Annotated in this window: 25 protein-coding genes, 1 pseudogene and 1 riboswitch; of the genes and pseudogenes, 1 reads left to right on the top strand and 25 read right to left on the bottom strand. The window is 40.1% G+C overall.

Translation table 11 applies throughout. The features are described 5' to 3' along the window. The 21 genes and pseudogenes from JCM10596_RS11115 to JCM10596_RS11015 all read right to left on the bottom strand — a co-directional run. On the bottom strand, window positions 1–534 hold a 534-nt coding region (locus JCM10596_RS11115; RefSeq protein WP_025027202.1), incomplete at its 3' end, for a flagellin N-terminal helical domain-containing protein. 136 nt (window positions 535–670) lie between these two features. Continuing rightward, entirely contained in the window at window positions 671–892 is a 222-nt protein-coding gene (gene csrA, locus JCM10596_RS11110) for a carbon storage regulator CsrA (RefSeq protein WP_025027201.1), read from the bottom strand. 4 nt (window positions 893–896) lie between these two features. Then, a complete protein-coding gene (gene fliW, locus JCM10596_RS11105; RefSeq protein ID WP_025027200.1) occupies window positions 897–1,361 on the bottom strand; it encodes a flagellar assembly protein FliW in 465 nt (154 codons plus the stop codon). Between the two features lie 138 nt (window positions 1,362–1,499). Beyond that, window positions 1,500–2,075: a DUF6470 family protein gene (locus tag JCM10596_RS11100; RefSeq protein WP_025027199.1), complete on the bottom strand. Its 576-nt coding sequence runs from the start codon at window positions 2,073–2,075 to the stop codon at window positions 1,500–1,502. Window positions 2,076–2,087: 12 nt separating this feature from the next. Further along, window positions 2,088–2,981 (bottom strand): flagellar hook-associated protein FlgL, encoded by an 894-nt coding sequence (gene flgL, locus JCM10596_RS11095; protein WP_025027198.1) that lies wholly within the window; start codon window positions 2,979–2,981, stop codon window positions 2,088–2,090. Between the two features lie 29 nt (window positions 2,982–3,010). Next, window positions 3,011–4,576, bottom strand: a complete 1,566-nt coding sequence (gene flgK / locus JCM10596_RS11090; RefSeq protein ID WP_025027197.1) for a flagellar hook-associated protein FlgK — start codon at window positions 4,574–4,576, stop codon at window positions 3,011–3,013. A gap of 49 nt (window positions 4,577–4,625) precedes the next feature. Further along, on the bottom strand, window positions 4,626–5,132 hold the full coding sequence (locus JCM10596_RS11085) for a flagellar protein FlgN (protein WP_025027196.1): 507 nt from the start codon (window positions 5,130–5,132) through the stop codon (window positions 4,626–4,628). Window positions 5,133–5,164: 32 nt separating this feature from the next. Next, window positions 5,165–5,440: a flagellar biosynthesis anti-sigma factor FlgM gene (gene flgM, locus JCM10596_RS11080; RefSeq protein ID WP_025027195.1), complete on the bottom strand. Its 276-nt coding sequence runs from the start codon at window positions 5,438–5,440 to the stop codon at window positions 5,165–5,167. A 41-nt stretch (window positions 5,441–5,481) separates the two neighbouring features. After that, window positions 5,482–5,904: a TIGR03826 family flagellar region protein gene (locus JCM10596_RS11075; protein ID WP_025027194.1), complete on the bottom strand. Its 423-nt coding sequence runs from the start codon at window positions 5,902–5,904 to the stop codon at window positions 5,482–5,484. Window positions 5,905–5,921: 17 nt separating this feature from the next. Beyond that, entirely contained in the window at window positions 5,922–6,728 is an 807-nt protein-coding gene (locus tag JCM10596_RS11070) for a ComF family protein (protein WP_025027193.1), read from the bottom strand. Further along, window positions 6,728–8,227, bottom strand: coding sequence for a helicase-related protein (locus JCM10596_RS25055; protein ID WP_025027192.1), 1,500 nt, complete (start codon window positions 8,225–8,227; stop codon window positions 6,728–6,730). The genes JCM10596_RS11070 and JCM10596_RS25055 overlap by 1 nt, the downstream gene beginning before the upstream one ends. A 5-nt stretch (window positions 8,228–8,232) precedes the next feature. Beyond that, window positions 8,233–8,541, bottom strand: a complete 309-nt coding sequence (locus JCM10596_RS11060; RefSeq protein WP_025027191.1) for a hypothetical protein — start codon at window positions 8,539–8,541, stop codon at window positions 8,233–8,235. 3 nt (window positions 8,542–8,544) lie between these two features. Then, window positions 8,545–9,129, bottom strand: coding sequence for a hypothetical protein (locus JCM10596_RS11055; RefSeq protein ID WP_025027190.1), 585 nt, complete (start codon window positions 9,127–9,129; stop codon window positions 8,545–8,547). A gap of 15 nt (window positions 9,130–9,144) precedes the next feature. Then, the gene (locus tag JCM10596_RS11050; protein ID WP_025027189.1) at window positions 9,145–10,806 is read right to left on the bottom strand and encodes a sensor domain-containing diguanylate cyclase; all 1,662 of its coding nucleotides are present in this window, start codon (window positions 10,804–10,806) and stop codon (window positions 9,145–9,147) included. Between the two features lie 18 nt (window positions 10,807–10,824). Further along, the gene (locus tag JCM10596_RS11045) at window positions 10,825–11,262 is read right to left on the bottom strand and encodes a YaaR family protein (RefSeq protein WP_025027188.1); all 438 of its coding nucleotides are present in this window, start codon (window positions 11,260–11,262) and stop codon (window positions 10,825–10,827) included. Then, complete coding sequence (locus JCM10596_RS25050; protein WP_025027187.1) at window positions 11,241–11,618, bottom strand: glycosyltransferase; 378 nt, start codon at window positions 11,616–11,618, stop codon at window positions 11,241–11,243. Before JCM10596_RS25050 ends, JCM10596_RS11045 begins: the two co-directional genes overlap by 22 nt. Before the next feature lie 81 nt (window positions 11,619–11,699). Next, window positions 11,700–12,405: pseudogene (locus JCM10596_RS25045) on the bottom strand (response regulator). 20 nt (window positions 12,406–12,425) lie between these two features. Next, on the bottom strand, window positions 12,426–12,800 hold the full coding sequence (locus JCM10596_RS31315; protein ID WP_369345622.1) for a sensor histidine kinase: 375 nt from the start codon (window positions 12,798–12,800) through the stop codon (window positions 12,426–12,428). 8 nt (window positions 12,801–12,808) lie between these two features. Further along, the gene (locus JCM10596_RS25040; RefSeq protein ID WP_369345621.1) at window positions 12,809–13,558 is read right to left on the bottom strand and encodes a sensor histidine kinase; all 750 of its coding nucleotides are present in this window, start codon (window positions 13,556–13,558) and stop codon (window positions 12,809–12,811) included. Window positions 13,559–13,850: 292 nt separating this feature from the next. Further along, window positions 13,851–15,065, bottom strand: a complete 1,215-nt coding sequence (gene metK, locus JCM10596_RS11025) for a methionine adenosyltransferase (protein WP_025027186.1) — start codon at window positions 15,063–15,065, stop codon at window positions 13,851–13,853. Between the two features lie 149 nt (window positions 15,066–15,214). After that, window positions 15,215–15,335: riboswitch (SAM riboswitch) on the bottom strand. Window positions 15,336–15,428: 93 nt separating this feature from the next. Next, complete coding sequence (locus tag JCM10596_RS11015; RefSeq protein ID WP_025027185.1) at window positions 15,429–15,821, bottom strand: cupredoxin domain-containing protein; 393 nt, start codon at window positions 15,819–15,821, stop codon at window positions 15,429–15,431. Between the two features lie 155 nt (window positions 15,822–15,976). Between JCM10596_RS11015 and JCM10596_RS28680 the strand changes: the two genes are divergently transcribed. Beyond that, a complete protein-coding gene (locus tag JCM10596_RS28680; RefSeq protein WP_369345623.1) occupies window positions 15,977–16,186 on the top strand; it encodes an aspartyl-phosphate phosphatase Spo0E family protein in 210 nt (69 codons plus the stop codon). A 57-nt stretch (window positions 16,187–16,243) separates the two neighbouring features. Here JCM10596_RS28680 and JCM10596_RS11010 read toward each other — a convergent pair whose 3' ends face one another. The 4 genes from JCM10596_RS11010 to JCM10596_RS10995 all read right to left on the bottom strand — a co-directional run bounded on the left by JCM10596_RS11010 (window position 16,244) and on the right by JCM10596_RS10995 (window position 23,707). Beyond that, window positions 16,244–16,711 (bottom strand): hypothetical protein, encoded by a 468-nt coding sequence (locus JCM10596_RS11010; protein WP_025027184.1) that lies wholly within the window; start codon window positions 16,709–16,711, stop codon window positions 16,244–16,246. Window positions 16,712–16,741: 30 nt separating this feature from the next. After that, window positions 16,742–19,576 (bottom strand): S8 family peptidase, encoded by a 2,835-nt coding sequence (locus JCM10596_RS11005; RefSeq protein ID WP_025027183.1) that lies wholly within the window; start codon window positions 19,574–19,576, stop codon window positions 16,742–16,744. A 40-nt stretch (window positions 19,577–19,616) separates the two neighbouring features. After that, window positions 19,617–21,062, bottom strand: coding sequence for a S41 family peptidase (locus JCM10596_RS11000; protein WP_025027182.1), 1,446 nt, complete (start codon window positions 21,060–21,062; stop codon window positions 19,617–19,619). A gap of 95 nt (window positions 21,063–21,157) precedes the next feature. After that, window positions 21,158–23,707, bottom strand: coding sequence for a stalk domain-containing protein (locus tag JCM10596_RS10995; RefSeq protein ID WP_025027181.1), 2,550 nt, complete (start codon window positions 23,705–23,707; stop codon window positions 21,158–21,160). Window positions 23,708–23,978 lie beyond the last annotated feature (271 nt).

The following is a 23,978-nucleotide window of genomic DNA, read 5'->3' as shown; positions in this document are numbered from 1 at the left end:
TGTTTGTGAAGATACACTAATAGCATTAATTCCTAAAGAAGATGTTCCCATGTTGCCAATTGTTACAGACAATGTTTGTCCTGCATTTGCACCGATGTGAATAAGTTTACTAGCAAAACTTCCATTAAGTAGCTTTTGAGTATTAAACTCAGTATCTGTGGAGATACGATCGATTTCAGCGATTAAAGCTGTTACCTCTTTTTGAAGCTCAGCACGGTCTTCATCTGTATTTGTATCGTTCGCTGATTGGACAGATAACTCACGCATACGTTGTAGGATGGAGTGAGTTTCGTTTAACGCACCCTCTGCTGTTTGGATTAAAGAAATTCCATCTTGAGCGTTCTTAGTTGCCATGTTTAATCCGCGGATCTGTCCACGCATTTTTTCAGAGATCGCAAGTCCTGCTGCGTCATCTCCTGCACGGTTAATACGTAGTCCTGATGATAATTTCTCTAATGATTTTCCTACTTGCCCTGTGTTGGATGTTAATGCTTTGTGAGCATTTAACGCCATAATGTTGTTATTAATTCTCATATTCTTCTTCCTCCTTGAGTTTGGTGTTCTTCCACATCCTTGTGAAAAAAGCGTTCAAGCTATTACCGGCCAGCTATAGTTTGAATTCATCTTCTATTCTTTATATCGTCAGATTCTATTCTTCCTTTAATACTTCTTATGTATTTAGGTCATTGATATCTTTAAGGTCAATAAAAGAGGTACTTGCTGACTTATTTTCTTCCTGAATCGCAAGGTATATTTCCTTTCGATGAATCGAAATATGCTTCGGAGCTTTTATTCCCAGCCGAATCATATCTCCTTCCACCGCTACAACCGTAACCTCCACCTCATCATTGATCATAATTGATTCTCCTTTTTTTCTGGAAAGCACTAACATTCAATCACCCCTTTGATTCAATTATAGTAGAAGGTTGATCTGATATAAATAGAGGCTGTCTAATGACATAATTCCCTTTCTCCAAGACGTATTGTTTTGCCGTTTTTTTCACCATGTTCAGGATAATAGGTGCCTTTAAGTTTGTTGTTGCCTCTTTTAAGCTCCCCTTGGAGGTGACAATACTCAGAATTAATATATCTTCCGGTTTTTCAATCTGCAACTCCTCGACAAGCGACTCATCTAATTCTATATCATATTCAGAGAAAAAAGATAGGGTTTCTAAAACGATAAAGCATAAGTCCTGTTGTTCAATGGATTGTAAGTAGAAAAAGGGTGTCTCTTTCTTCACATCAACAGGAAGTAAAATATACTTTTGAAGTTCTGGAAAGCCAACAATCCCTTTTGAAAATGTAACAATTTCCTCATCCGCAATATTTAGTTCACCAAAACGTGTTGTTTCAATCTTCATTATTTTTTACCTCCCAAAAAATTACATCTATCTGTTTTAAAACCTTCTATCTCTATGTTTACTAAAGCAAAAAAGTTAGTACTTTTAGTATAGCACTAACTTTTTCACCCTATCCCTCATCATGTAATTGTTGATGTTTCATAGCTGTATGTCTAACTGATCGCCTACTACTTGAATGTGTAATGAGGGGTATTGTTCCATGTGAATCGAAACCTTAGCTGGAATTCTTTCGATCACAGGCCTCTGCGGCACGAACTGTATATCTACACGAGCTTCTTGTGGACGCAAGTGAATTTTGTCAGCAACAAAAGTAATGTCTACATTATCATATTCAGCTGCACTGGCATACTGAAACTCTGGAAATTCTACAATTCTGCGTTCAGAGGCTAACTCTGCAATCACATCTGTAGAGCGATGAATGGCAGCCATTCGATCCCCATCTTGAGCTATCTTAGCAATGCTTTCTTTGACATTGTTTTTCACTTGATCCATGATCCTAGCTGTCATTTCAACTGGATTCATCAGACCATAAGCTGCCCATGATCTAGATTGATCAATATCCATCGAGCCTTTTTCTCGTTCAATGTCAATCGTCAACGGTTTGGTCTGAATCTCCATCTCTGCTTTGGGCTGTTCAAGCCTCACTCCACCAGAATCTTGCTGAATGGAGATTCGACCAAATACTTGGCTCATTTGTAACCTAGCAATATTCATCTCCATCACTTCCTAGCGAAGAAAATCGATTAAACTCGGTCTAATGATCCTAGCACCGGCTGATAAACTGGCTTGAAATACATTTTCCTCTGTTTTTAAGTTGGTGATGACAGCAGCCATATCAGCATCTTCTGTCTTAGAAATAAGAGCCTGGAGATTGATATTAGAGTCTTTTAAACGATTATCGATTAAGTCTATTCGATTTCGCTTTGCTCCCAGATCTGTCCATCTTTCAATCACCTTATCTGATCGAGTATCCAAATTCCCTAATTGAGCTTGGATCTCATTGGCATCACCTGTTCTCAAAGCATTACTTAAGGTCGCCAGAACATTAAAGATGTTATCTCCTTCGCCAGCTTCTCCAAATATTTCACCGGCATGCATGTTTACATCCACTACCACTCCTCTAGAGAGTTCAAAGGAGATTTTTCCACTATCAAAGGTAGAAGACAAATAGGAGTTCTGATCTGGATAAGGAGCTTGATCTGTTTTTTGTCCATTAAATACAAACTTTCCATTAAAGCGGCTATTGGCAATTTCACGTAATTGCTCTTGTAACTGGTCTATTTCTGCTGCAATGGAGTTTAACGCATCCTGAGGATTCGGTCCGTTGGCTCCTTGTACAGCTAATTCGCGCGCACGTTGAATCACTTGTGCTGCTTGTCCAATGGTTGTTTCACTATAATCAACCCAAGAAACAGCAGAATCTAGGTTTCGTTGGTATTGGTCGTTCGCCGTCAATTCACTTCGAAATCTCATAGAGTAGCTTAAACCTACTGGATCATCCGAAGGCTTGCTAATCATTTTTCCTGTCGCTAGCTGACGCTGAATCTTTTCCATTTTGGATAAGTTATTTGATAAACTATGAAGCATATTGTTATTTAACATCCTCTGTGTTACTCTCACTTGCGGTTTCCCCCTTTCTATCCTATTTCTTAGCGTCCTACAATTCCCATACGATTAATGATGGTATCTAATAGCTGATCAACCGTTGTCATTACCCTAGCTGAAGCATTATAAGCATGTTGGAATTTGATTAAATTAGCCATTTCTTCATCTAGTGACACTCCACTTACAGACTCACGGCGATTATCTACCGATTTTAAAATCGTTTCCTGATTCAGCGCTTGTCTAGTAGCTTCTTGTGTTTTAACCCCTAGTCCTCCAATAACGGAACGGAAGTATTCATCAAAGGTTCCTTTTCCTGCGGAAGCGGGTAGCTCAGGTCTGAAATTAAAGACTCCATCTCTCAATTGGCCCATCACAAGAGCAAGACCACCATTTCCACTAAAAGAATTGCCATTGCCGTCTACTCGAATGGACGCAGCAATCATGCCTACATCTGTACTAATATCAGGATTCAGACGAATGGAGTTAATCGACCAGCTGCCATCCGTAGAGATAAAGAAATCTCCACCTGGTATTGCTTTGCCGTCCCCATCTTCCCTCATTGTCCAGCCTAGTTTATGCAGACCGTTGATTCCATCCACCTCTACCGTAATTCCGTTAGCTGGCACTGGTGACCCCGCTGTCAAGGTTTGTTCTACTCCATTTACATCTCGATAGGTCACGTCGATGGGTAAGATACTTCCTTGCGACAGCTTCACATCCACTTTTCCTGTGATTAATCCCTGAAACATGGTGTTCAGATGACTTTGGTATTCGGCAACCAATACATCTCGGGACTTCATCATCCCAAAGATTTCTCCACCAGTAATCTGCTCAAGTGCTACTCCTTCTCCAATCATGGTGGATTGAAGTCCATCAACGAGGGCCGTACCATCAGGTAGGGTTATCGTATACATCCCATTCGCTTGTTCTCTTGATTGAATCTGAACAATTTTAGACAATTGATCTGTAATTAAATCTCTCTGATCACGCAGATCGTTGGCATTATCCCCCAAACCTTCAATTCGACGAATCTCTTGGTTCAATTGAGCAATCTGACGGATAAAATTATTGGCTTCTCCAACCTTCACGTTGATATTTGCGGTTAAATCTCGGTTAAGTTCAGCCATTTTCGTATCTGTATATTGAAAAGCATCGATCATCGCTTGGGTTCGTTCTTTCACTACAGCACGCGCTGTTAAGTTATCTGGTTCACGGCTCAAATCTTGCCAAGCATTCCAGAACTGATCAATAACAGCCCTTAATCCAGAATCACTTGGTTCATCAAAAATCAATTCAAGCTTCTCAAGAGTATCGCGTTGTACACTCCATGATCCAAAGGCTTGTGCCTCATTGCGATACTGATCATCTAAAAAGCCCTCTCGAATACGGCGGATGGAATCAAAGGTAACACCTGTTCCTAGCTGTCCTGGAACATTCGTGCGGGTCATACTCGGCATCTCCATAGGAGAAGAGGCTTTGAAGTTCACAACCTGTCTTGAGTAGCCTACTGTGTTCGCATTTGAAATGTTATGTCCTGTTGTAGCAATCGCCGTTTGTTGAGCAAATAGCCCCCGTTTTGCTACCTCCAAGCTATGAAATGTCGATCTCATCTTCTCTCACTTCCCTCTCCCATAGTTCACTGAGCCTATGACTTCTGCTCTATGCTCTTGTGTCAAAAAAACTTCGACCACCTGTTGAGGTGGGAGTTTTCCCTGGTCCTTTTATTGGACTCTGATAATTAATTTGGTCTGAATTCGTATCGGTCACTAATTCAATCGTTTGATTCACATAAGCCAACGAATCTTGAATAAGCTTAGCATTCAACTCATTCAATTTTCGTATTTCCTCCACGTTTTGTTGCAATTTCTCAGCCTCTTTTTGCAGTGCTTCACGATCCTTCGTCGCTGGAATCAGATGAAGAAGTTGAGCTAAAGAAATCCCTTCTGCCTCAAGCCCTTTGCTATCGAGAAACTGCTTCACTTGAAACATTCTTTCCTCTTCGAGCTTCCCCAAGCTTCGAACTAGCTTTGACTCTTCTTGAATAAGTTTGGACAAGGCATCAATGTTCCCTTCAATCAGAACGTCCTTTTTTCTAGATGTCACTTCAAGTAATTGTTCATGTATCGTTACTAGCTCTTTCATGGTATTGATCAATGATCTAGGCATAGGTCATCTCCCACTCTTATCAGCTTTTGTGATTAAGATTTAAACCAGAACTGATATAATTTTTCCGCTACTTTTTCACTGTCGACTTTGTACTCTCCATTTTGAACCTGCTGTTTTAGCTCATTTACTTTCTGCTGACGAGCGACATCTTTCGTATTATGATTTTCTAATAATGCCTTCGCTTCTGAAGAGATTTGTAACTCATCCTTCTTTCTTGCAGCACTACTTGGTTCGATTTTCGCTAACTTAGCTTGTGCTTTCATATATGGATTTCCCACTGCACTTACGGGTGGTTTGTTTATTTTCATCTTGAACACCTTCCTAACTTTGGACATCTTTCCTGTACCTTTTAATCCTCTTTGATATGTCGATAACCAATATCTTTTACCTTTAGCTTATCCTCTTCAATCCTTTTTTCTTCTCTTTCAACGAAGCTTTCTACTTGTTTCGTCAGCTTCGCTCGACACGCAGGGCATATCGACCCTGTTTTGGTCGGCTCCCCGCAGGTTTCACATGGTAAGCCCATATTGGGGAGGTCATTCAGCGAAATTCTTCCTTGACGAATAAATTTAGTAATTTGTTTCACTGTCACCGCTGTTGCTTCACTCACTTCATATAATGAAGCTTGGCGATTCTCTTTTTTCTTCAGATACGCATTAACCTTCTTATACTCTTCCTCCTCCAATTTATAGCAATCAGAACATACATCCCGGATTCCTTTAACAAATAGTTTACCGCATTTAGGACAATTGTCTAGTTGATTAAATCCCATAAAAAAACCTCCTATTACTATCTCGCAATAGTGAGAGAGAAAATCTCGTTCGCTCCCGATTGTTTTAATGTATAAGCAGCTGCATGCAATGTAGCCCCTGTCGTATAAATATCATCAATTAATATTATATTCTTATTTCTTATATCGACCGGATGCTGAGGATTTTTAATAAACTTATGAAATAATTCTACAAGGCGCTCATCACGTGCTTTTTTGCTCTGCTTTTCATTGTCATGTATTCGAATCAGAAAATCCTCGATACAGGGAAAACGAACCTGCTTTGCGAACAAAGTGGCAATCTGTTCTGCTTGGTTAAACCCTCTCTCTTCAAGGCGGTCAGTGGACAAGGGGATAGGAAGGATGTAGTCAATATGGATTTCTTGTTTTTGAAGTTCTTCTCTTACTTTTGTTTCCCATAAGGAGAGCAAAAAAGAAGCAAGTGGATACTTCAGACGCTCGTCTCTTCTAAACTTATACGTTTCAATGATTTCTTTAAGCCATTCATTATAAAGCTGTGCACTCCAATTTCTAGTAAGGAGTGACTCCATCGCTCTTTCTTCCTCCCAATAGCTCCATCTTACACAGTCATAACAAATTCGTAAACCATTCCTATGATAAATAAAGGATGCTTTCTCCTTCTCTAGGGACTTTGAGCATCTCTGACACTCTTCGTTGATCCATGTCATTTTTTGACGGCACTCCTCACAAAACCATTGCTCCAAAGGAAGAAGAACAGAAGGGCTGAATAGCTTCAAAAAGAAGGCATCCTTCCATGAAAAAACAGGTTTAACAGGACTCTGACAAGAAACACATGAACACGGCATTATCTTTCCTCCTTCTCCAGTTGTGCCAGTTCATTACACTCTTTCAAGGTTTGAATGGCTTCGATTTGTGCATTGGTTCTCGCTTCCGGAAAAAACCATACATGTCCCACAGGATCACTTAATTTTCTACCGGTTCTCCCCGCCATCTGAATCAACGAAGCAGCATCAAAAATGGTTTCATCACTTCCTAACACAGCCACATCGCTATGGGCAATAGTCACTCCTCTTTCTAAGATCGTCGTTGTAATCAGCAGTTTGATTTCATGTGACCGATACCTGTTGACGATTTCCGATCTTCTCGGGTCTTTAGAATGTACCGTTTCTACAGTGAACTCCTCCAGTATCGTTGAATCATTCTGTGCAAGATAAGGTAAGATCATTTCTCGTACATATTTTTGAACTGTAGGTAAATCCTTAACATAAGGAACAAACAAATAACCCACCCTCCTCTTCTGATGCAAATGCTGAATATAGTCGGCAAGTTCAGAAAGGATATGCTGTTGACCGATCACCTTTCTCCATGAACCGACAGGTCGTAATTTAGGAATGGCAAGGGGATACCCATGGAAACGTTGGACAAGCCTTACATACCGCATTTTTTCCTTGCGTATTTTCTCAATCCATTCTTTTCTAGGCGTAGCTGACAAGTAGATACGCTTCCCATCAGAGTGTAATGCCTCTTGCACAGCATAAGGCAGCATCTCATCCTGATGATAAGGAAAGGCATCCTCTTCATCCACAATGATCAGATCAAAAAACTGTTTAAAACGCAAAACTTGGTGGGTGGTAGCTAGAAAAAGCTCTCCGAATTGAAGCTTTTCTTGGCTCTCTCCATGTAGTACCGCAATGTTTGTCCTAGGGAAGGCTTCTTGTAATCGGGGAGCAAGCTCAATGATCACATCTCTACGCGGAGATGTAATAAGTACTTTTTGTTGTTTACAAAGGGCATGATACAGAGTGAGGAAAAGAAGCTCTGTTTTCCCTGCACCACAGACCGCCCAGACAAGGAATTCACGATCATTCTTAGCCACGTTTGTATGGCCTCTGGATTCTTCATGCACAAAGGAACAAAGCTCTCTGGATGCTTTTTCCTGCTGAGAGCTTAATTCTCCCTCCCAAGCAAATACAACTTCTCTCTGCTGAGATGGGTATATTCTTTTCCATTCCAGCATGGTTTCACATGCCTTAGAGAGTCCAAGCTTAAGACATCTCGAACAATAATAACAAGGGCTTACTTGACATGATGAACAGGTGACGGGAATCATTGGCGTCTTCTCTTTCATCCCATACCACCATTTCTGAATCAGATTTTCTGATCCCTCCAAACCATTTCCGCATCTTTGACAATAAACAATTGAATCCATCTTTTTGCTAAAAAAGATGGTCTTTTCCGATTTTATTTGCCGAATCGCTGAAGACCAATCAAAAAAACCCTGCAAGTATAGCTTTTGCAAGGTTGCCAAGAAGTCTTCTTTAGGTATATTTTCCTTGGATAGCATTGTTTCTACTTCTGAAAATAAAAGGCTCCTCCCTGAAATCTTTCAATGAAGGGAAGGTCCTGCCCCCATTCCTTCATATCAAGAGGGGAACCAAGAGAATCCAAGTACTTTCTTCGTTCTTCAGCTGTTGAAAGTGCCTGTCTGTCCACTTCAAACAAACGTGCTACGATGGAGCCTGAGGAAATTTCCAGATAACGCTCCGCTTTTCTTTGGATATCATGCCAATAAGGAAGATCAACGGAGAAAAAAGAAGTTTCTGGGGATAGTAGGGTCAGTTCATTATTCACTTGATACAATCTAAATCTCTGCTTCATTCGTCATTCCCCATTTATAATCTCTTTATTTCTTTTCGCTTGTACCAAGCTTCTTTTATAGGTCATCCCTATAATAAACACCATACCTAATAGTACAACCGATGTCAGCATGACTCGGTGTAGCTTAGAGGGTATAGGTTGATCAAGAAAAAGAAGCAGAATTGTGAATATGCTGAGGAAAGCTACACCAAGACTGACCTTTCGTCCCGTATTGGCACTAGCAAAAAGAACAGCCACAATAAAAATCTCTGGAAATAAAGCCGTTGAACTTCCCCCATAGAGGAGAATGAAGAATAGAGAAGCAAAATAAAAAACAAGGTATCCAAGAGGTGTATTTAACTGTAGTTTATCTGTTGCAACCTGTTTAAGATAAAAATGTATAAGGTATCCAATAACAAGTAGAATGATTAAGAAATAAGGAACCTTTGCTGTTTCCAGCTCTATTAGAGGGAACGCACCCATGACCAAAAATATGAGTAAAAGATGGTGATTCACTCGGTTTTTACTTTCTTTTCCTGGCTTCAGAACAAGCAAAATATAAACGATGATAGAATACATACTAAATTGAATAGCCATGCCTACGCTCATGCTCTTCTCCCTCTTTTATCCTACTTCATATACTGCTACACGGTTACGACCTGCCTGTTTTGCTCCTGTATACATGGCTCGATCGGCATGACGTATCAGTGTTAGCCCATCTTCAGCATGATCAGGATAGACAGCAATTCCAATACTTACTGTGCTTTGTATGAAAATTTCTGCTCCAGATTGCAGGTCATCTCTGATTCGAATAGGTTTAGTAGGAAGTGCTTGTCGGATTCTCTCTGCGATATCAATAGATTCTTCCAGTGTAGTCTGGGGTAAAATAATGGTGAATTCTTCTCCTCCATAACGCGCAACAACATCTTTTTTTCGTACTGTTTTTTTCAAAAACCGGCTAACATGTTCAATTACACGATTACCCATCACATGTCCAAATTGATCATTCACTTCCTTAAAATGATCAATATCAATAAGAAGTAAAGCAAGTGACTCAGACTTCTGGTAGGCGAACTCAATTTGCACTTCAAGCTGTTGTTGGAAACCTCTATAATTGTACAAGCCCGTCAACTCATCTACTAAAGCCCTACGTTCAGTCCTTTGAAAAACATGAGCGTTTTCAATGGCAGTAGCCGCATAATGGGACAAAATCTCGATTAAAGTCATCTCTCTTCTGGTAAAAGCATTTTCATTATAGCTTCCTAGTATAATCATGCCTACCACTCGATTCTTCATCTTTAGAGGGACCAAGAGAAGGCTTTGATTATCTTTTAATTCTGTTGGCAGCGAATGTGAAAGATAATAGTCCATTGCTTGATTCATCATCAAACCCTTTTTCGCTCGTATCACCTTTCCTAATACCCCTTCTTCTGTAGAGAATCGAAGCGCTAACATCTCCTCTTCACTGTATGGTTCCTTCGAGTCATACCGTAACGGAAACAGAATGTTTTCCTCCTCATCTAAAAGGAGGATGTAGCACGTATCATAAGGATATAATTTTTGAATAGCCTGCAAGATAGCCTCAGCATTACGATCAATGTCCAGTTCAGTTGTAAACATAGAAGTAATATCATGAATCACTTCCATTTGCCTGTTTACATTTTCTACATGGTTAGCAAAATAAAATAGCAGAGCAAAAGTCATGGCAGGGATTGCCACAATAATCACTCCATATAAACCAAGCTCTGATAAATAAGCAGTATACATAAAAATAGCAACGGGAATGGAGAATAGGGTCATTAAAACATCCCATTTGTATTGCTCCCATCCCAGCGACTCTCTTGCTTGTCCCACCATCTTTTCAACCAGACCATATAACAAATGGTTGGAAATGAAAGCAGTAAAGACATACATACAAATAGGGAGGTAAGGAATGACGGAATATTCGCTAGCAGGGTTTAAAGCAACCCCTAAATAAAAAGCGCTTGCACTGAAAAATGACATGAGCAGCAGCATGAGGTGATTCAACATTTCTTTTTTTGAAATGGTTCTCTGAGTTAGAAACAACGAGGTAAGATAACCGAATAAGGTCATGATCACCTCAATTAGAAAACCAAAGAGCAAAAAGACGGTGAGACTGATCATGAGCTTTAGTGTAATTTGAACGTTCCCCATCTTCATTGGATAGCAATACAAGACAATCATTAAAATAAAAAAGAGTAAAATGGCCTTATAATCCATTGTTTCCACATGGATAAGAGGAAATAATTGTATATTCAATTTCATCAACTCTTTCCTACAGCTTTACATATACAGATTGATCAATAGCCCCTTTATTTCTCCTACCATATCTAGAATTTCAATCCCAGACTTTTCTTCCTGTAACACTTTATTTGTCAGTTCAACAAGCTTTTGGTCAATTTCCTCTACTATTTTATACTGCTTTGGTCGTCCATTAGGCTGAAAACCATGCTTTTCACTCATATCCAAACCATATTGGACAACCTCTTCAACAAATTGGGTGACAAGCTTTTTATAATCTCTGACATTTTCAACAGTCATCTTCTGAGCAAGCAAAGCTCCTTTTTCCTCTATCTTGGAAAGAAGAGCCGTTAATTCTTGTTGGTGCAATTTTTGTTTTGAATGAACAATAACAGAAGAAAACGATGATTTCTGAGTTACATCTTGCTTCTCTTTTTTTAAGGTATCCACGTTTGGCTTTAGGTTGTTTTGTATTCGCATTGATAGCACCCCTCCAGGTCAATCAAAATGATCTTTCCCTCTTCACCCTTGTCTATGTCTGAATCGGAGTCAATCACTTCGATACGATTCCCTTGCTTGATTAATTTTTCTATGATCTTCAATGTATCATCCGTTGAGCCGGCATCAGCAATATAATAGTGAAAGGAGCGCCCTTCTAGTCTAGATAAATAAAACAGGGAGCGCATGACCCATTCAATTTTCTCTTGTGAGTTATAGGTGTAAATACAGTAATATACAGCGCTCTCTTTTCTCGGAACGTGTAACCAGCGACAAATCTGCACCCAACACACGGTCACTCCATAAGCAGCCATCAGCCAGATAATCAGGGTTTGCATCGCCATACCTCCTTTTGTGGTAAGGTATGCGTTACATCTGCTGATGGTTCCTCAAGACCTAAGAGATACGTTTATGTCCTTCTAAATTCTCACCCAGCCGCTTTTTATGGCTTCGACAACAGCCTGTGTTCGATCCTGCACCTTCATTTTTTGTAAAATATTACTTACATGATTTTTGACTGTCTTCTCACTAATGTACAATCGATCTCCAATGGCACGATTACTTTTCCCTTCTGCCATGAGCTGAAGAACCTCACACTCCCTCTTGGTCAAGAGATGATAAGGGATTTGATGCTCGATGTTTGCCATTGCAGCAAAGGGTCTATTCATATCATGCTGTTCTTTTTCCATTCTCATTCGACGAAACTCATCAATTAACTTTCCTGTGACCTTTGGATGGACGTAAGCTCCCCCGTGGGCAACCACAGAAATGGCCTCCACCAATGAGTCAACATCCATTTCTTTTAAGAGATAACCACTTGCTCCAGATTGTAATGTTTTAAACACATAAGCTTCTTCATCATGAATGGATAGGATGATAATTTTCGCTTCTGGATTCGTTTCTAGAATCGCTTCTGTCGCCGCTACTCCATTAAGCTTCGGCATATTAATATCCATAAGCACAACATCAGGTTGCATTTCTGCTACTAACTGAACCCTTCTTCCCCATCATTGGCTTCCCCACAACAATAAAATGCGGTTCCATTTCAACCACCTTTTTTACACCTTCACGAAATATTTTATGATCATCTATCAATACAATGCGAATTTGACTATCACTATTCATAACATATCCTCTCCTTATCCCTACTCTGACTTAATTGGGATGGCTAGCAGAAGCTTGGTTCCTCGACCCTGTGTCGATTGAACCACTAGTTCACCCTCTAATAGCTTCATTCTTTCTTTCATTCCGAGCAAACCAAAACCATCCTTTGATTTATCATGTAAGTCGAATCCCACTCCGTTATCTGAGATAATAATATAAATTTTTTCCTTCTGAAATTCTACTTTTAACAGACATTCCTTAGCCTGAGAATGTTTGACCACATTCGTTAAGGATTCCTGTACAAGACGGAAAATAGCGACCTCCATCAAGGAGGGAAGTCTCGTTTCTTTTCCGAAGGTCTTCAGTTCAAACTCTATCCCTGTTTGTTTGGCTATGTTCTCAATATATTTTTTCAAGGTAGGAATCAACCTAGATCGTCTAACGCCATCGGGCGAAGATCAAAGATAATTCTCCTCACATCAGCAATGCTATCCCTGAGCATTGTTTTTAACGAGTTAAGCTCTTCTTTGGCTCGCTCTATCTCATCCTGCATCAATATTTTCTCGATTAGCTCTGTTCTCAGTGTCACATTTGCCAATGATTGAGCCGGACCATCGTGAATCTCGCGCGCGACTCTTTTCCGCTCTTCTTCTTGTGCCTGAATCACTTTTAAGCCGATCAATTGCTGTTCTTGAACATCCTCAAGTGCCTGGCTTGCTTGTCTGATATCTCCAGATAAATAGTCTAGGACGACTCCAATTTGTGTTGTTAACGCTTCTGCCTTCTCGACTGTCTGCTCTAGATTCCTTAATCGCAACTGCATCTCATCACGTCGAGTTCTTAATTGCTTTTCCTTTTCCTGCAAGAGGGAATATTCAAGCTGTAGCTGATTTGCTTCTTCATACGCATTTCTGATATCCTCTTCTGAATACAACAAAAAATTTTGGCTTACTTCTGATAAATGAAACCGGGATTTTTTTAAGCGCATATCAAGCTTGTCCCCTTTTTCAATGATCAGGAGCACTTCATTTTTGATGCTTTCTATCTCTGCTTTTAGATGCATACATTCGCTACGTGCTTGTTCTGCAATCTCAAAAATTTGGTGTTTGCTTTCCTCAACGGTTTGAATGGTTTTTTCTATAACCAAATCAAGGGTTCCTATATTAACAGACATCTGAACATTTCCCTTCCAAAACGATATATTTCATGCTGTAATGACTGATGTAGGGCTTATGTTTATTCTTGTTTGATTAAAATTTTGTCTATATCTGTAATCCATTATACCTCTTATTTTTCATTTTGTTGCCATGAAATATAACCAATTTATCACAATTGCTTTCTTATGATCAAGAAATAAACCCTTTTCAACTTACTAATATTCTCTGGAAAAAGAAAATGTCCTGCCTCGCACCGTTAAGTGCAGACAAGACATCTCCAAGAAAAGCTTGATAAATCCTGAAATCGGGTTATTTAGTTAATGCAGAAGCCGCTTGTTTCAATTGCTCCGCTTTATCTGTTTTTTCCCATGGCACATTGAGATCATTACGGCCAAAATGACCATACGCAGCTGTTTGGCGATAAATCGGACGTCTAAGATCTAATTCTTTAATGATCCCTGCTGGACGAAGGTCAAAATTCTGCCTCACAATCTCAGCTAAATCATCATCGCCAATTTTTCCTGAACCAAATGTATCTACAGCGATGGAAACTGGCTGAGCAACTCCTATAGCATAAGCAAGTTGGACCTCTACCTTGTCTGCCAGTCCTGCAGCTACAATATTTTTTGCTACATAGCGAGCAGCATACGCCGCTGAACGGTCTACTTTAGTTGGATCTTTTCCTGAGAAAGCCCCACCTCCATGGCGAGCATACCCTCCGTATGTATCCACAATGATTTTTCTTCCAGTAAGTCCAGCATCTCCTTGTGGTCCACCAATAACAAATCGACCTGTTGGGTTAATAAAATACTTGGTGTTTTCATCTAATAGCTCAGCAGGTATGGTTGGTTTAATGACTTGCTCCATTAAATCATGTCTGATCTGCTCATTGCTTGCTTCTGGATGATGCTGTGTAGAAATAACAATCGTTTCAATACGAACAGGCTTATTGTTCTCATCGTATTGAACCGTTACTTGAGTCTTGGCATCAGGACGCAAATAATCTATAATTTCTTCTTTTCTTACTTTGCTAAGCCTTCTAGCCAGCTTATGTGATAAAGAAATAGGTAATGGCATAAGTTCTGGTGTTTCATTGCAAGCAAAGCCGAACATTAACCCTTGGTCTCCTGCCCCAATTGCTTCGATTTCATCATCACTCATTTGACCTTCTCTTGCTTCTAGAGCCTTGTCCACTCCCATAGCAATATCAGGAGATTGTTCATTAATGGCTGTTAGCACGGAGCATGTTTCTGAGTCAAATCCATATTTAGCTCGGACATAGCCAATCTCTTTAATGGTTTTACGAACGATTTTAGGAATATCCACGTAGCAGCTTGTTGTAATCTCACCAGCAACAAGCACAAGCCCAGTACTAACGGAAACTTCGCAAGCAACGCGCGCATTTGGGTCTTTTGCTATAATAGCATCTAATATGGCATCAGAGATCTGATCGCATATTTTGTCTGGATGACCTTCCGTTACTGATTCTGAAGTAAACAAACGATGCCCTTTTTGTAAAGTCATTCTTTTTCTTCCTCCCTTTCCTTTATCCAATAGTATATTCAATAATCCGATACGGTACTCATTTCCTCAACATCAAAGCACGAAAAAAAGCCTTTTTCCATGAAGATTTCATGAAGAAAAAGGCGTAGAAATTCTCTCATACCTTTCGCCTCTTATCTTTCAGAAAAATAATGTATCTATTTTCTGCAGGTTAGCACCTTTCACCTAGAAAACTGGTGACGGTTGCCGAGTGTCATCGGGCCTGTCCCTCTCACTTACTCAGGATAAGAGTATCCGTTCACGACATATCCTATCTTATTTCAAGGAAACTGTCAATGAACTTTCAATATTTTTTTTGTTTTTAGAGCATATTTTTGGGGTATATTAATTGACAACAAGAGTAGATTTCATTTCTGCATGCCCTGCACCACAAGGAATACTGCATATGATCTCGTATTCACCTGGCTCAGCAGTAAATTGCGCTGGTTCATTTGGTTTAACTTCTACGTCGATCCCATTGATTTTTAGTGTATGGTAGCCTTGAGCATTATTGATACTCACCTTTACTGGTGAACCTGCTTTTACTTCATAAACTTCTTGATCAAATTCCCAGTTGGAAGCCGTAATGACTAGCTCCTGTACGTCGCCTTCAGCTACTGTTTCAGCTGGAGCTTGTGGCTTTTCTGCTTCGGTATTATTCGCGGAAGATCCACAACCTGCTAATAAGATGATGGACAACATTCCGATAAAAAATAATTGTACTGTACGTTTTTTCATGATATCATCTCCTTTGACAATATTTTAGCACGTCACCTACAGCATAGCTATGATCATCTCTTTACAATTCAATGACGGATTTATGAACAATACTTACTGTCGAATGGAAGAAACCTTTGTCGAACTTATTTGACTAAAGAAGCAGCTGTAGTAAAATAATTTTACACACAATTAAGGGGGGAGAACCTCTGATAAAAAAACTTGATAGATTATACAATGAAATCGAAATAAAAAGACATATGTTACATGAGAGAATCAAGGTCTATCAAGACTTTACACATCCAATGATCGTGCAGCTAAGTCAAGAGTTAGATCAGCTACTCAATGAAATTAATGTAGTAAAAAAAATGAAACCTAAAAAATAATCTACACTGAATATAAAAACGAGGCTTCAGGTATATTCCTGTCAGCCTCGTTATTTTTTATCTTATTTCATAGCTTCCTCTAACCATAATATGACTTGGCCCTTTGACAACATGGACTCCTCTGCCATCATTACGTGGAAATAGTAATAAGTTATTATGCGGTATCGTCGTTCCCTTAATATCTGTTCCTGCAGTCACATTAGGAATTCCATTTCCATCTTTACTGGAAATTCCGATGACTTGACCCGTTCGAACGATGACTTCTGTGCCCTCTGCGGCGATGAGGGATTGTCCAGACTGTAATTGCTCAACCACCAGCTTGTGATCAGATCCTCCATCTGTTACGATTCCTCCGCTACTTCCACCACTTCCGACTTCTCTTTTTAATTTGGCGATTTGTTCATCAAGATAAGATTTTGTAATAAGCGGATCTTCTCCAGAGCTGGAATGGCTGAATTGGCAGATGCCGCAGTCCCTACATAAAGCGCTCCAAAAAGTATAGCTGTCCCTACTATTTTTCCCCATTTTTTCAAACTAAGTTCCCCTTCCCCATCTTTATTTAGCTTGTATTCTATTCATGAGCGTGACAAATTCAGCCCGAGAGATTGCCTGATTTGGGCGAAATGTCCCTGCTTTATCTCCTCTTAATAAACCAGCTTCGGCTAAGCGCATGACTGAGGAGTACGCCCAGTGATCTTTTGGTACATCCTTAAACTCTGGGATGGATATATTTCCTTGTTCCAATAACAAGATACGGTCAAATATGACGGCAACTTCAGCTCTAGTTAGACTCTGTTCTAATCCAAACGTTCCATCTTTAAATCCTCTCATGACGAGCGCCCCACTGACACGGTCAATAGAATCATATGCCCAGTGAGCAGTAGATACATCCTTAAACCGTTGAGAGGAAGAAGGCTTAGGATATTGATAGACTCTCTGCAATATGACGGCTGTTGTTGCTCTGGTCATCGTTCCATTAGGCTGAAAACGATAGTCCCCCATCCCGCTAATGATTCCTGCTCTAGCTGCTTTGACAATCTCTTGTTCAGCCCAATGACCTTTAATATCCCTGAAGCCCTGGATGAGCTCTTGCTCTGTAGCCTGTAGCTTATAGGAATTAAATTTAAAGGGCTTGTCCGCAATGATTTGTATAAAATAAACCCCTGGCTTTACTTTATCTCCCAAGGAGAAGCTAGATTCGTTGCCCCTCTGCTTATAGCTGGTGATCGGCTTCATATCCTGCCCTAGTAAACTAGCATGTAAGCCCACATGTGGAGGTAAGTCAGCTAGAGAAATATTTAAATAGTTTTCCTTAGCTACTTGAACTCTATATAAATCAATATCTTCATGTTGGTGGATATTCGCCTCATAGAAAGAGCCCAATTGAATTCTTGTCGCTAGATCCTTTGTATTATTAGGTTCATACGGATCTTCAAAAAATGGTCTGTAGTTCAAGCGCAAATAATATTCCCCATTTACCTTATGTCCATAGTAATGGTTCACTCTAAAATAATAACGCCCAGGTTCTACCTCTTGAATCCAGCGTTCTTCCTGACCATTATTTACATTCCCCTCATCTACCTTCAAGGAGCGAGAGTCTGGTGTTTCTATGATAATAACAGGGTCGATTCGAACCGTATCTACCGTTACCTGTAAATCTATTTCTCCTTTTTTAGGTACATCCATGTAATACCAATCCATCAACCCATCCTTATGAAAGGTTCCTGTATAGACCTTCCCTTTGCCATCCATTCTAGTGGCTTGTGAACGTGTATCATTAGGCTGTTGGGCATCCTCATAGATTGTAAATTCACTTACGATTTCATATCCAAGAGGAGTGGGCCTTCTTTCCTTTTGATTATATTTCACTTTGATATAAGAAGTTCCTTTAGGTATAGTAACGGTCAGTTTTCTCTCTTTCTTAACATTAAAAGTTTGGGAATTGGCAGATTTTCCGCTTGGAAAAAAGGAAAGATCAATTCCATCATTTTTAAGCATATCAACCTTCACATTAAACTCTATTTTGCCTCGATAGGGTGCCTCGATCTTAAACCAATCCTCGTCTTCTTTATTTCTTAACTCAGCTCGAATCATCGTTTCAATAGGAAACATACTTGCTGCGTTTAAGGAATTATTTGGTTCATAGATATCTGCCACTGGCTCCGTTTGCAAGGCTTTTCCTATGTCAATTAAGCCATGTCCAGTCTGGGTATCCCAGCCTCTGCTATGCACATCCCGTGACGTGTAATAGATGTGATTGCGCACTTCACTAACGGTTAAGCGCGGGTATTTTTTCATAATCAATGCCGCAAGTCCGGCTACTTGTGGTGCTGCCATAGATGTTCCTGAAGCAGGGCCATATTTCCCTCTAAGCTGTGTCGTATAGACATCCCCCATTGCCACCACACCGGTTTCTGGTCCACTGTTAGAATAAGAAGCCGGGGCTTGTTTAGGAGTCAGAGCTCCTACCCCTAACACTGTCGGAAAAGCAGCGGGATAATTGACTCTGCCACCTTCATTCCCTGTAGCTGCAATCACGAGTATTCCTTTCTCTTCTGCCAGTTCTACTGCTTCCTGCATCGTTTTCGTGTAGATTCTGTCGCCTAAAGAAAGAAGGACGATGGAGACCCCCTTGTCAATAGCGTAATAGATCCCTTGACTTACGGTAAATGGCTTCCCTTCGCCCCCATGATCGAGCACTTTTATAGGCATGATCTTCGTCGACCACAAAATTCCGGATATCCCTTCATTATTGTTCGACCTAGCACCTAGCACACCTGCAATCTGTGTACCATGTCCATTATCATCCTGTGCTGATTTTTTAGAGTCAATCATATTTACTCCTGATACCAATTGATCCTTCAGATCAGGATGCTGCAAATCCACTCCAGTATCTAGAATGGCTATCGTGACTTGCTTGTTCTCACGTTCTATTTTCCATCCCTCTTCCGCTCGGATGCTTCTTAAATAGGTCTGTTTCGTATATTCTGGATCATTTGGTCTGGTGCTTATCTTCATAGGTAAGTTTGGCTCTACATACTCTATCTCTTTCTTTTGACTCCAAGTCATATACCACTGATCAATCGAAGTCGTCGGTTTTAATTCCACTAATAGAAGTCTTCTTTCTGGATCTGCCTCTAGCACGACAAACAAATCAGATTTGGGTTGAGCAGCCCCCTCTTTCCATTTGACAATCCATTCTTTTTGCTCTTCATACTCCGCAGGAAAGTCTATACTCTTCGACTTCTTAGGCTCTGCTTCCGTTGAGTGTTTATTATGCTCTGCCATTACTTGTCGCTGGAGAGATCCATTTAAAGGAAGTATATGAGAAAAAATCAGGAGGGAAACCAGTCCAATCAAGAAAAGTATTCTATTTTTTTCATTAACCATCTGTTTTTCCCTCCTTTCATTTCATCATTTCTTTATTTCTTTATTTATACTGAATTATTATCATATCATTATGTTTCTTAGACTGTAAAGGCAATAGAGCATCTATTGATTCAGTTGGCAGGTAAGAGCGCCCTTCGTGCAATAGGATTTTATCCTTAGGAAGAGCGTATTTCGTTCCTAGCATGATCACTTCGATATATTTTGATTTTTCTTTCCAAGTGATTTTTCCTTCAAACCAATCAGATAGTAGGCGCAGCGGGAAATACCATTGATCTTCTTGCTGAATGGCTTTTAATGAATATTCTGCATCCTTCATCCCATTAATCAAGATTTCTCCTTCGGCAGAAAGATGTAGTTCTGCTTTTTTGGTCAATAAACCATACGCTTTTGCTAATTGTAAGCTAGGTTCTTCATAGGAAAAGTCAGGTTGAATCCCTATATTGTTCACTTTTTTCATTTTTGGGGTATAGTATTCTTCCACTGTCAGCTTTAATACTCCTCCACGCTCAATAGGAAGCAAACGTTGAACCGTTCCTTTCCCATAAGATGTTTCCCCCACGATCGTGGCGTTCATCGTATCTTTTAGAAAACCAGCTAAAATTTCAGATGCACTTGCTGATCCCTCATCGATCAGAACGGCGATTGGTAAATCGAAATCCCTTCCACTTTTAATCGTAATAGGGGTTACTTTTCCTTTGCTATCTTTGACATTAACCACAGTTCCAGTCGTTCTAAATAAGCTAGCAATATCAACGACAGAATTAAGAAAGCCTCCTGGATTTCCTCTCAGATCAATGATCAATTTTTCCATACCCTGTTTTTTTAACGCTTCAAGCTCTTTATCAACCAAGTTCGCTGTTTCATCTCCAAAAGCATAGATCTTCAGATACCCTACATTCTGATTATATAATTCTTTTTTTACTTGGGGTAAAAAAAGCTTCTCGAGAACCAAGGTATAGGTCGCTGTGCTTTCTGTCCCCTGCTCTATTCTGACAGCCTTAACTTTCACTTTACTTCCTGGCTGTCCCGTTAATAATTGCTTTACTTGTTCTATTTTCACGCCAGCTAACGGCTGATCATTGATATGAGTGATGATATCTCCCTTTTTCAGCCCTGCTTTCTCTGCTGGACTTCCTGGGATAACCCCCTCAACCATGACTCCTTTTTCCGTTACCTCTATATAGACGCCTACTCCTATAAAAGAGCTATCAAGTGCTTGTAAAAACTCTTCGAACTCTTTTTCCGTTAAGTACGAGGTATAAGGATCATTAAGAGCATCAATCATACCTTGAATCGCCCCATTGATTAAACTCTCTGAAGAAGGATTGCTTAGGTGATGCCCACGAATGTATTCTAAGATTTCTTGAAATAAATCTACATTCTCATCCCTTACCTCTTCCGAAGCATGCGCGGGTATCGTTAGCGCTAGACAGATAAGAATACTGAAAGCAATGAGCCACCATCTCTTGTTCAATACATATTTCATGTTAGTCTCCTCTCTTATGCTTTTCTTCTATTGCTATTCGACAGAGAGGAGGTTATTTCCTTGTATTTATCTGCACCTTCATTATTCAGAATTTCTTACTGAACAGTAATTTGCTTGGTTTTATCGTCATAATGAATATATAAGCCATACGCCTCTGCAAATGCACGCAATGGTAGCATGGTTCTTCCATTTCGAACCATTGGTTTGACATCAAGCTTTTTCCTAGTTCCATTGATACTCATAAAGTCATGATCTAACCAGAAGTTGTGTAAACGGTAATTCTCAATCACTTGTACCTTTCTTTCTTTTTCCAGATAGCGTACATCTCCCCCAATCAGTTCAGATAAATGCCTTAACGGCAGGAGGGTTCTACCTTCAACAAGAATCGGTGCTTGATCTAATGTAACCTTCTTCTGATTAACTAAAACTTCCCTTTTATCTAGCGTAAAAACTAAATTTTTCTTTGATTTATCGAGCTTGACTGTCTGCCAATCCTGCATTCTTAAATCAGCAAATGAAAGTTGTCCCTGAAGCGGAGAGCTATCCTTCGAGCTTTCTAAGTGGACGACATAAATGCTATTCAGGGCGACAGGATAAGCCATTTTAGGAAGTGAAACTGTGAGAGTTTTCCACCCTTCCCAATCTACTTTTTCAGCCAAATCAACGCGATGAACCTCGCCTTTGGCATCCTTAAATTCGGTTCTTAGCCAATGACCGCTATTATCTCCTTTGACTCGAAGAGATAAGGTTGAAGGCTGTCCACTGACTCCCATTCCGATACTGCCATATCTTAAATAAACAATTCGAATGTCATCCGACTCACCAAAGTTATAAGTAAAGGTCCCGACCTGACTTCCATTATCTTCTGTCACAGCAAAACTTCCTGTTTCTGTTCCTTTATGACCGACAACGGCATATTTCCCTGCGCTTTGGAAGTTATCTACCACTCTATAGTCTGTTTGTCCGGCAATGACAGGAACCGCTGTACTAAACCCTTGATAGCTTGCAATAAGTACACCAGCAGATGCTTGATCTGCTTTCACTGTTCCATCCTGAGAAACACTTCCCTTGAATCCAACTAACTGCCATTGAAGACTGTTGGGAGATACATTTCTTTTCGATCCATCCGTCATTTGTATGACCGCTTTTGCCTGTACGGCCTCACCTACACCAAGTCGCAGGGCATCTGTAGTGATTTTTAATTCTCTAACCTCTGTCATGCCATACGTAGACACAGTATGCTTCTCTGTTTTTCCTTGCACCGTTAATTGAATCTCATGTCTGCCAGGTCTCTGCAAGGAGAAGGTTTGATCATTATGCCAGACAAATGCTCCAGCACTCGTCGCCTCGATTGGAACACCATCTCCCTTCATTGGGTTGTAATATTCATCGTAAGCACGTACCGTTATAGATGCCTTTTCATTTACTAATACTTTTTTCGGAACCGATAAGCTCCACCCTAGCAGCTTTCCTGCTGGTGCTGTAGTAAAAATTCCAATGCCATTTGGAATCAATCGCTCTGTTCCTTGATTTTGTGTTACTATATTTGTCGTTTGGGTATGACCCAATGGTCTTGTAGCCATCGCCGTTGATCCACCGCCATCTAAATTGACCGCTTCCCACAATCCTCTAGATTCCAAAAATCGACCGAACTCCGCAAAAGTAAGCCCAATGCTTTCTTTACTGCGCTCTGCTGTAACCATATACATATAGCGCAAATCTTTAGAGTACCCGATACCCGTTCTCGCTGTACGCCCAGGTGTGGCATGATTAATAAATTTACCGTCTCGTACAAGAAGAGAGCTTCCATCTATAGCCATCCACCAGTTTTGATCTGGATTGAGCGAATAATCAACCTGAATGGTATCTCCAACCTTTAGATTTTCTTTCAAGAATGTTTCCGCTTCACCATGTCCTAAAAGAAGGAAAGAGCCTTCTGGAATGGATTCGACCGCTTTTCTATTTTCAACAATTTGTTTGACCACATTGTTCTCTACCACTGCTACCGTATAATTAGCCTTCAATGAATCTCCAACCCACTTCTTCATATTCCACTTTGGAGTGTACATGTGAAGGCGATTCATGTGACTGTTCCCTTCAAATCGAAAACCAGCTTGGTATTGTGTTTTGTTAATTCCAAACAAGCGGAAACGTTCTCCGTTCGCTGCAATAACATGGGCATCAAAATCAAAGCGCCCGATGAAAGGTGTTTTCTCTTCATCTAAAGCAAACGTGTTTTTAGGAGAAATATACCCAGGTGATGTGACCATTTCCCCGCTCTGAATATGTACTCCAAATGGAGCGCCCTCCGCATTCATAGTAAAAAAATCACCGTTAATGGCTGCGACTGCTTGCCTCTCATTCGCTAATTGTGTGGTGGTTTGTCTATTCCCCATCATTCCATCTTTCCCACCAAGAGTATCTACCTTAATATAGGGGTGCTGTAGATCAACCTCTATTACATTAATTTTGACATTACCGTCCTTTAGCTTCCAATTCCACTTCTCTAGCTTAGCTCCTGCTGTAATCCATTCTGAAGAAGCTCTTTGTGGATCATTATTTCCCGATGCCTTTACCTCTAATCCAGTAGGTATAACCCAAAAACCATTGTCATACAGATCATTACTGTGAGTACCTGCTGCCATACTTTCTTCATCAGTCGCAACTCTCCCTATTAATATTCTTTCAATCTATAAATCTTGCATTCTATTAATAATTAGACGCATATTTTTACAAAAAGTTACATACTAAAACAAAAAAAACTGAGAGTTAACTCCTTCTTTTTTTCAAAAGCAAGGAGCACTCTCAGCTTTACAAATACTCACTGTATTAGAATGTTACTTTAGTCGCTACCTCTTAAAATTGTCCATTTGGATTTGTTGTATCAAAATCCTTAGGCAGCTTCTTCAATTGATT

The sequence above is a fragment of the Caldalkalibacillus mannanilyticus JCM 10596 genome (assembly GCF_000615945.1).
Classification (GTDB): Bacteria; Bacillota; Bacilli; order Caldalkalibacillales; family JCM-10596; genus Bacillus_AT; species Bacillus_AT mannanilyticus.
This window is presented reverse-complemented; position numbering and strand designations above follow the sequence as displayed.

Coding starts and splice junctions, on each gene's coding strand:
- csrA (WP_025027201.1), bottom strand. CDS start 892: ATGTTAGTGCTTTCCAGAAAAAAAGGAGAATCAATTATGATCAATGAT.
- fliW (WP_025027200.1), bottom strand. CDS start 1,361: ATGAAGATTGAAACAACACGTTTTGGTGAACTAAATATTGCGGATGAG.
- JCM10596_RS11100 (WP_025027199.1), bottom strand. CDS start 2,075: ATGAATATTGCTAGGTTACAAATGAGCCAAGTATTTGGTCGAATCTCC.
- flgK (WP_025027197.1), bottom strand. CDS start 4,576: ATGAGATCGACATTTCATAGCTTGGAGGTAGCAAAACGGGGGCTATTT.
- JCM10596_RS11085 (WP_025027196.1), bottom strand. CDS start 5,132: ATGCCTAGATCATTGATCAATACCATGAAAGAGCTAGTAACGATACAT.
- flgM (WP_025027195.1), bottom strand. CDS start 5,440: ATGAAAATAAACAAACCACCCGTAAGTGCAGTGGGAAATCCATATATG.
- JCM10596_RS11075 (WP_025027194.1), bottom strand. CDS start 5,904: ATGGGATTTAATCAACTAGACAATTGTCCTAAATGCGGTAAACTATTT.
- JCM10596_RS11070 (WP_025027193.1), bottom strand. CDS start 6,728: ATGCCGTGTTCATGTGTTTCTTGTCAGAGTCCTGTTAAACCTGTTTTT.
- JCM10596_RS25055 (WP_025027192.1), bottom strand. CDS start 8,227: ATGCTATCCAAGGAAAATATACCTAAAGAAGACTTCTTGGCAACCTTG.
- JCM10596_RS11060 (WP_025027191.1), bottom strand. CDS start 8,541: ATGAAGCAGAGATTTAGATTGTATCAAGTGAATAATGAACTGACCCTA.
- JCM10596_RS11055 (WP_025027190.1), bottom strand. CDS start 9,129: ATGAGCGTAGGCATGGCTATTCAATTTAGTATGTATTCTATCATCGTT.
- JCM10596_RS11050 (WP_025027189.1), bottom strand. CDS start 10,806: ATGAAATTGAATATACAATTATTTCCTCTTATCCATGTGGAAACAATG.
- JCM10596_RS11045 (WP_025027188.1), bottom strand. CDS start 11,262: ATGCGAATACAAAACAACCTAAAGCCAAACGTGGATACCTTAAAAAAA.
- JCM10596_RS25050 (WP_025027187.1), bottom strand. CDS start 11,618: ATGCAAACCCTGATTATCTGGCTGATGGCTGCTTATGGAGTGACCGTG.
- JCM10596_RS25040 (WP_369345621.1), bottom strand. CDS start 13,558: ATGTCTGTTAATATAGGAACCCTTGATTTGGTTATAGAAAAAACCATT.
- metK (WP_025027186.1), bottom strand. CDS start 15,065: ATGACTTTACAAAAAGGGCATCGTTTGTTTACTTCAGAATCAGTAACG.
- JCM10596_RS11015 (WP_025027185.1), bottom strand. CDS start 15,821: ATGAAAAAACGTACAGTACAATTATTTTTTATCGGAATGTTGTCCATC.
- JCM10596_RS11010 (WP_025027184.1), bottom strand. CDS start 16,711: ATGGGGAAAAATAGTAGGGACAGCTATACTTTTTGGAGCGCTTTATGT.
- JCM10596_RS11005 (WP_025027183.1), bottom strand. CDS start 19,576: ATGGTTAATGAAAAAAATAGAATACTTTTCTTGATTGGACTGGTTTCC.
- JCM10596_RS11000 (WP_025027182.1), bottom strand. CDS start 21,062: ATGAAATATGTATTGAACAAGAGATGGTGGCTCATTGCTTTCAGTATT.
- JCM10596_RS10995 (WP_025027181.1), bottom strand. CDS start 23,707: ATGGCAGCAGGTACTCACAGTAATGATCTGTATGACAATGGTTTTTGG.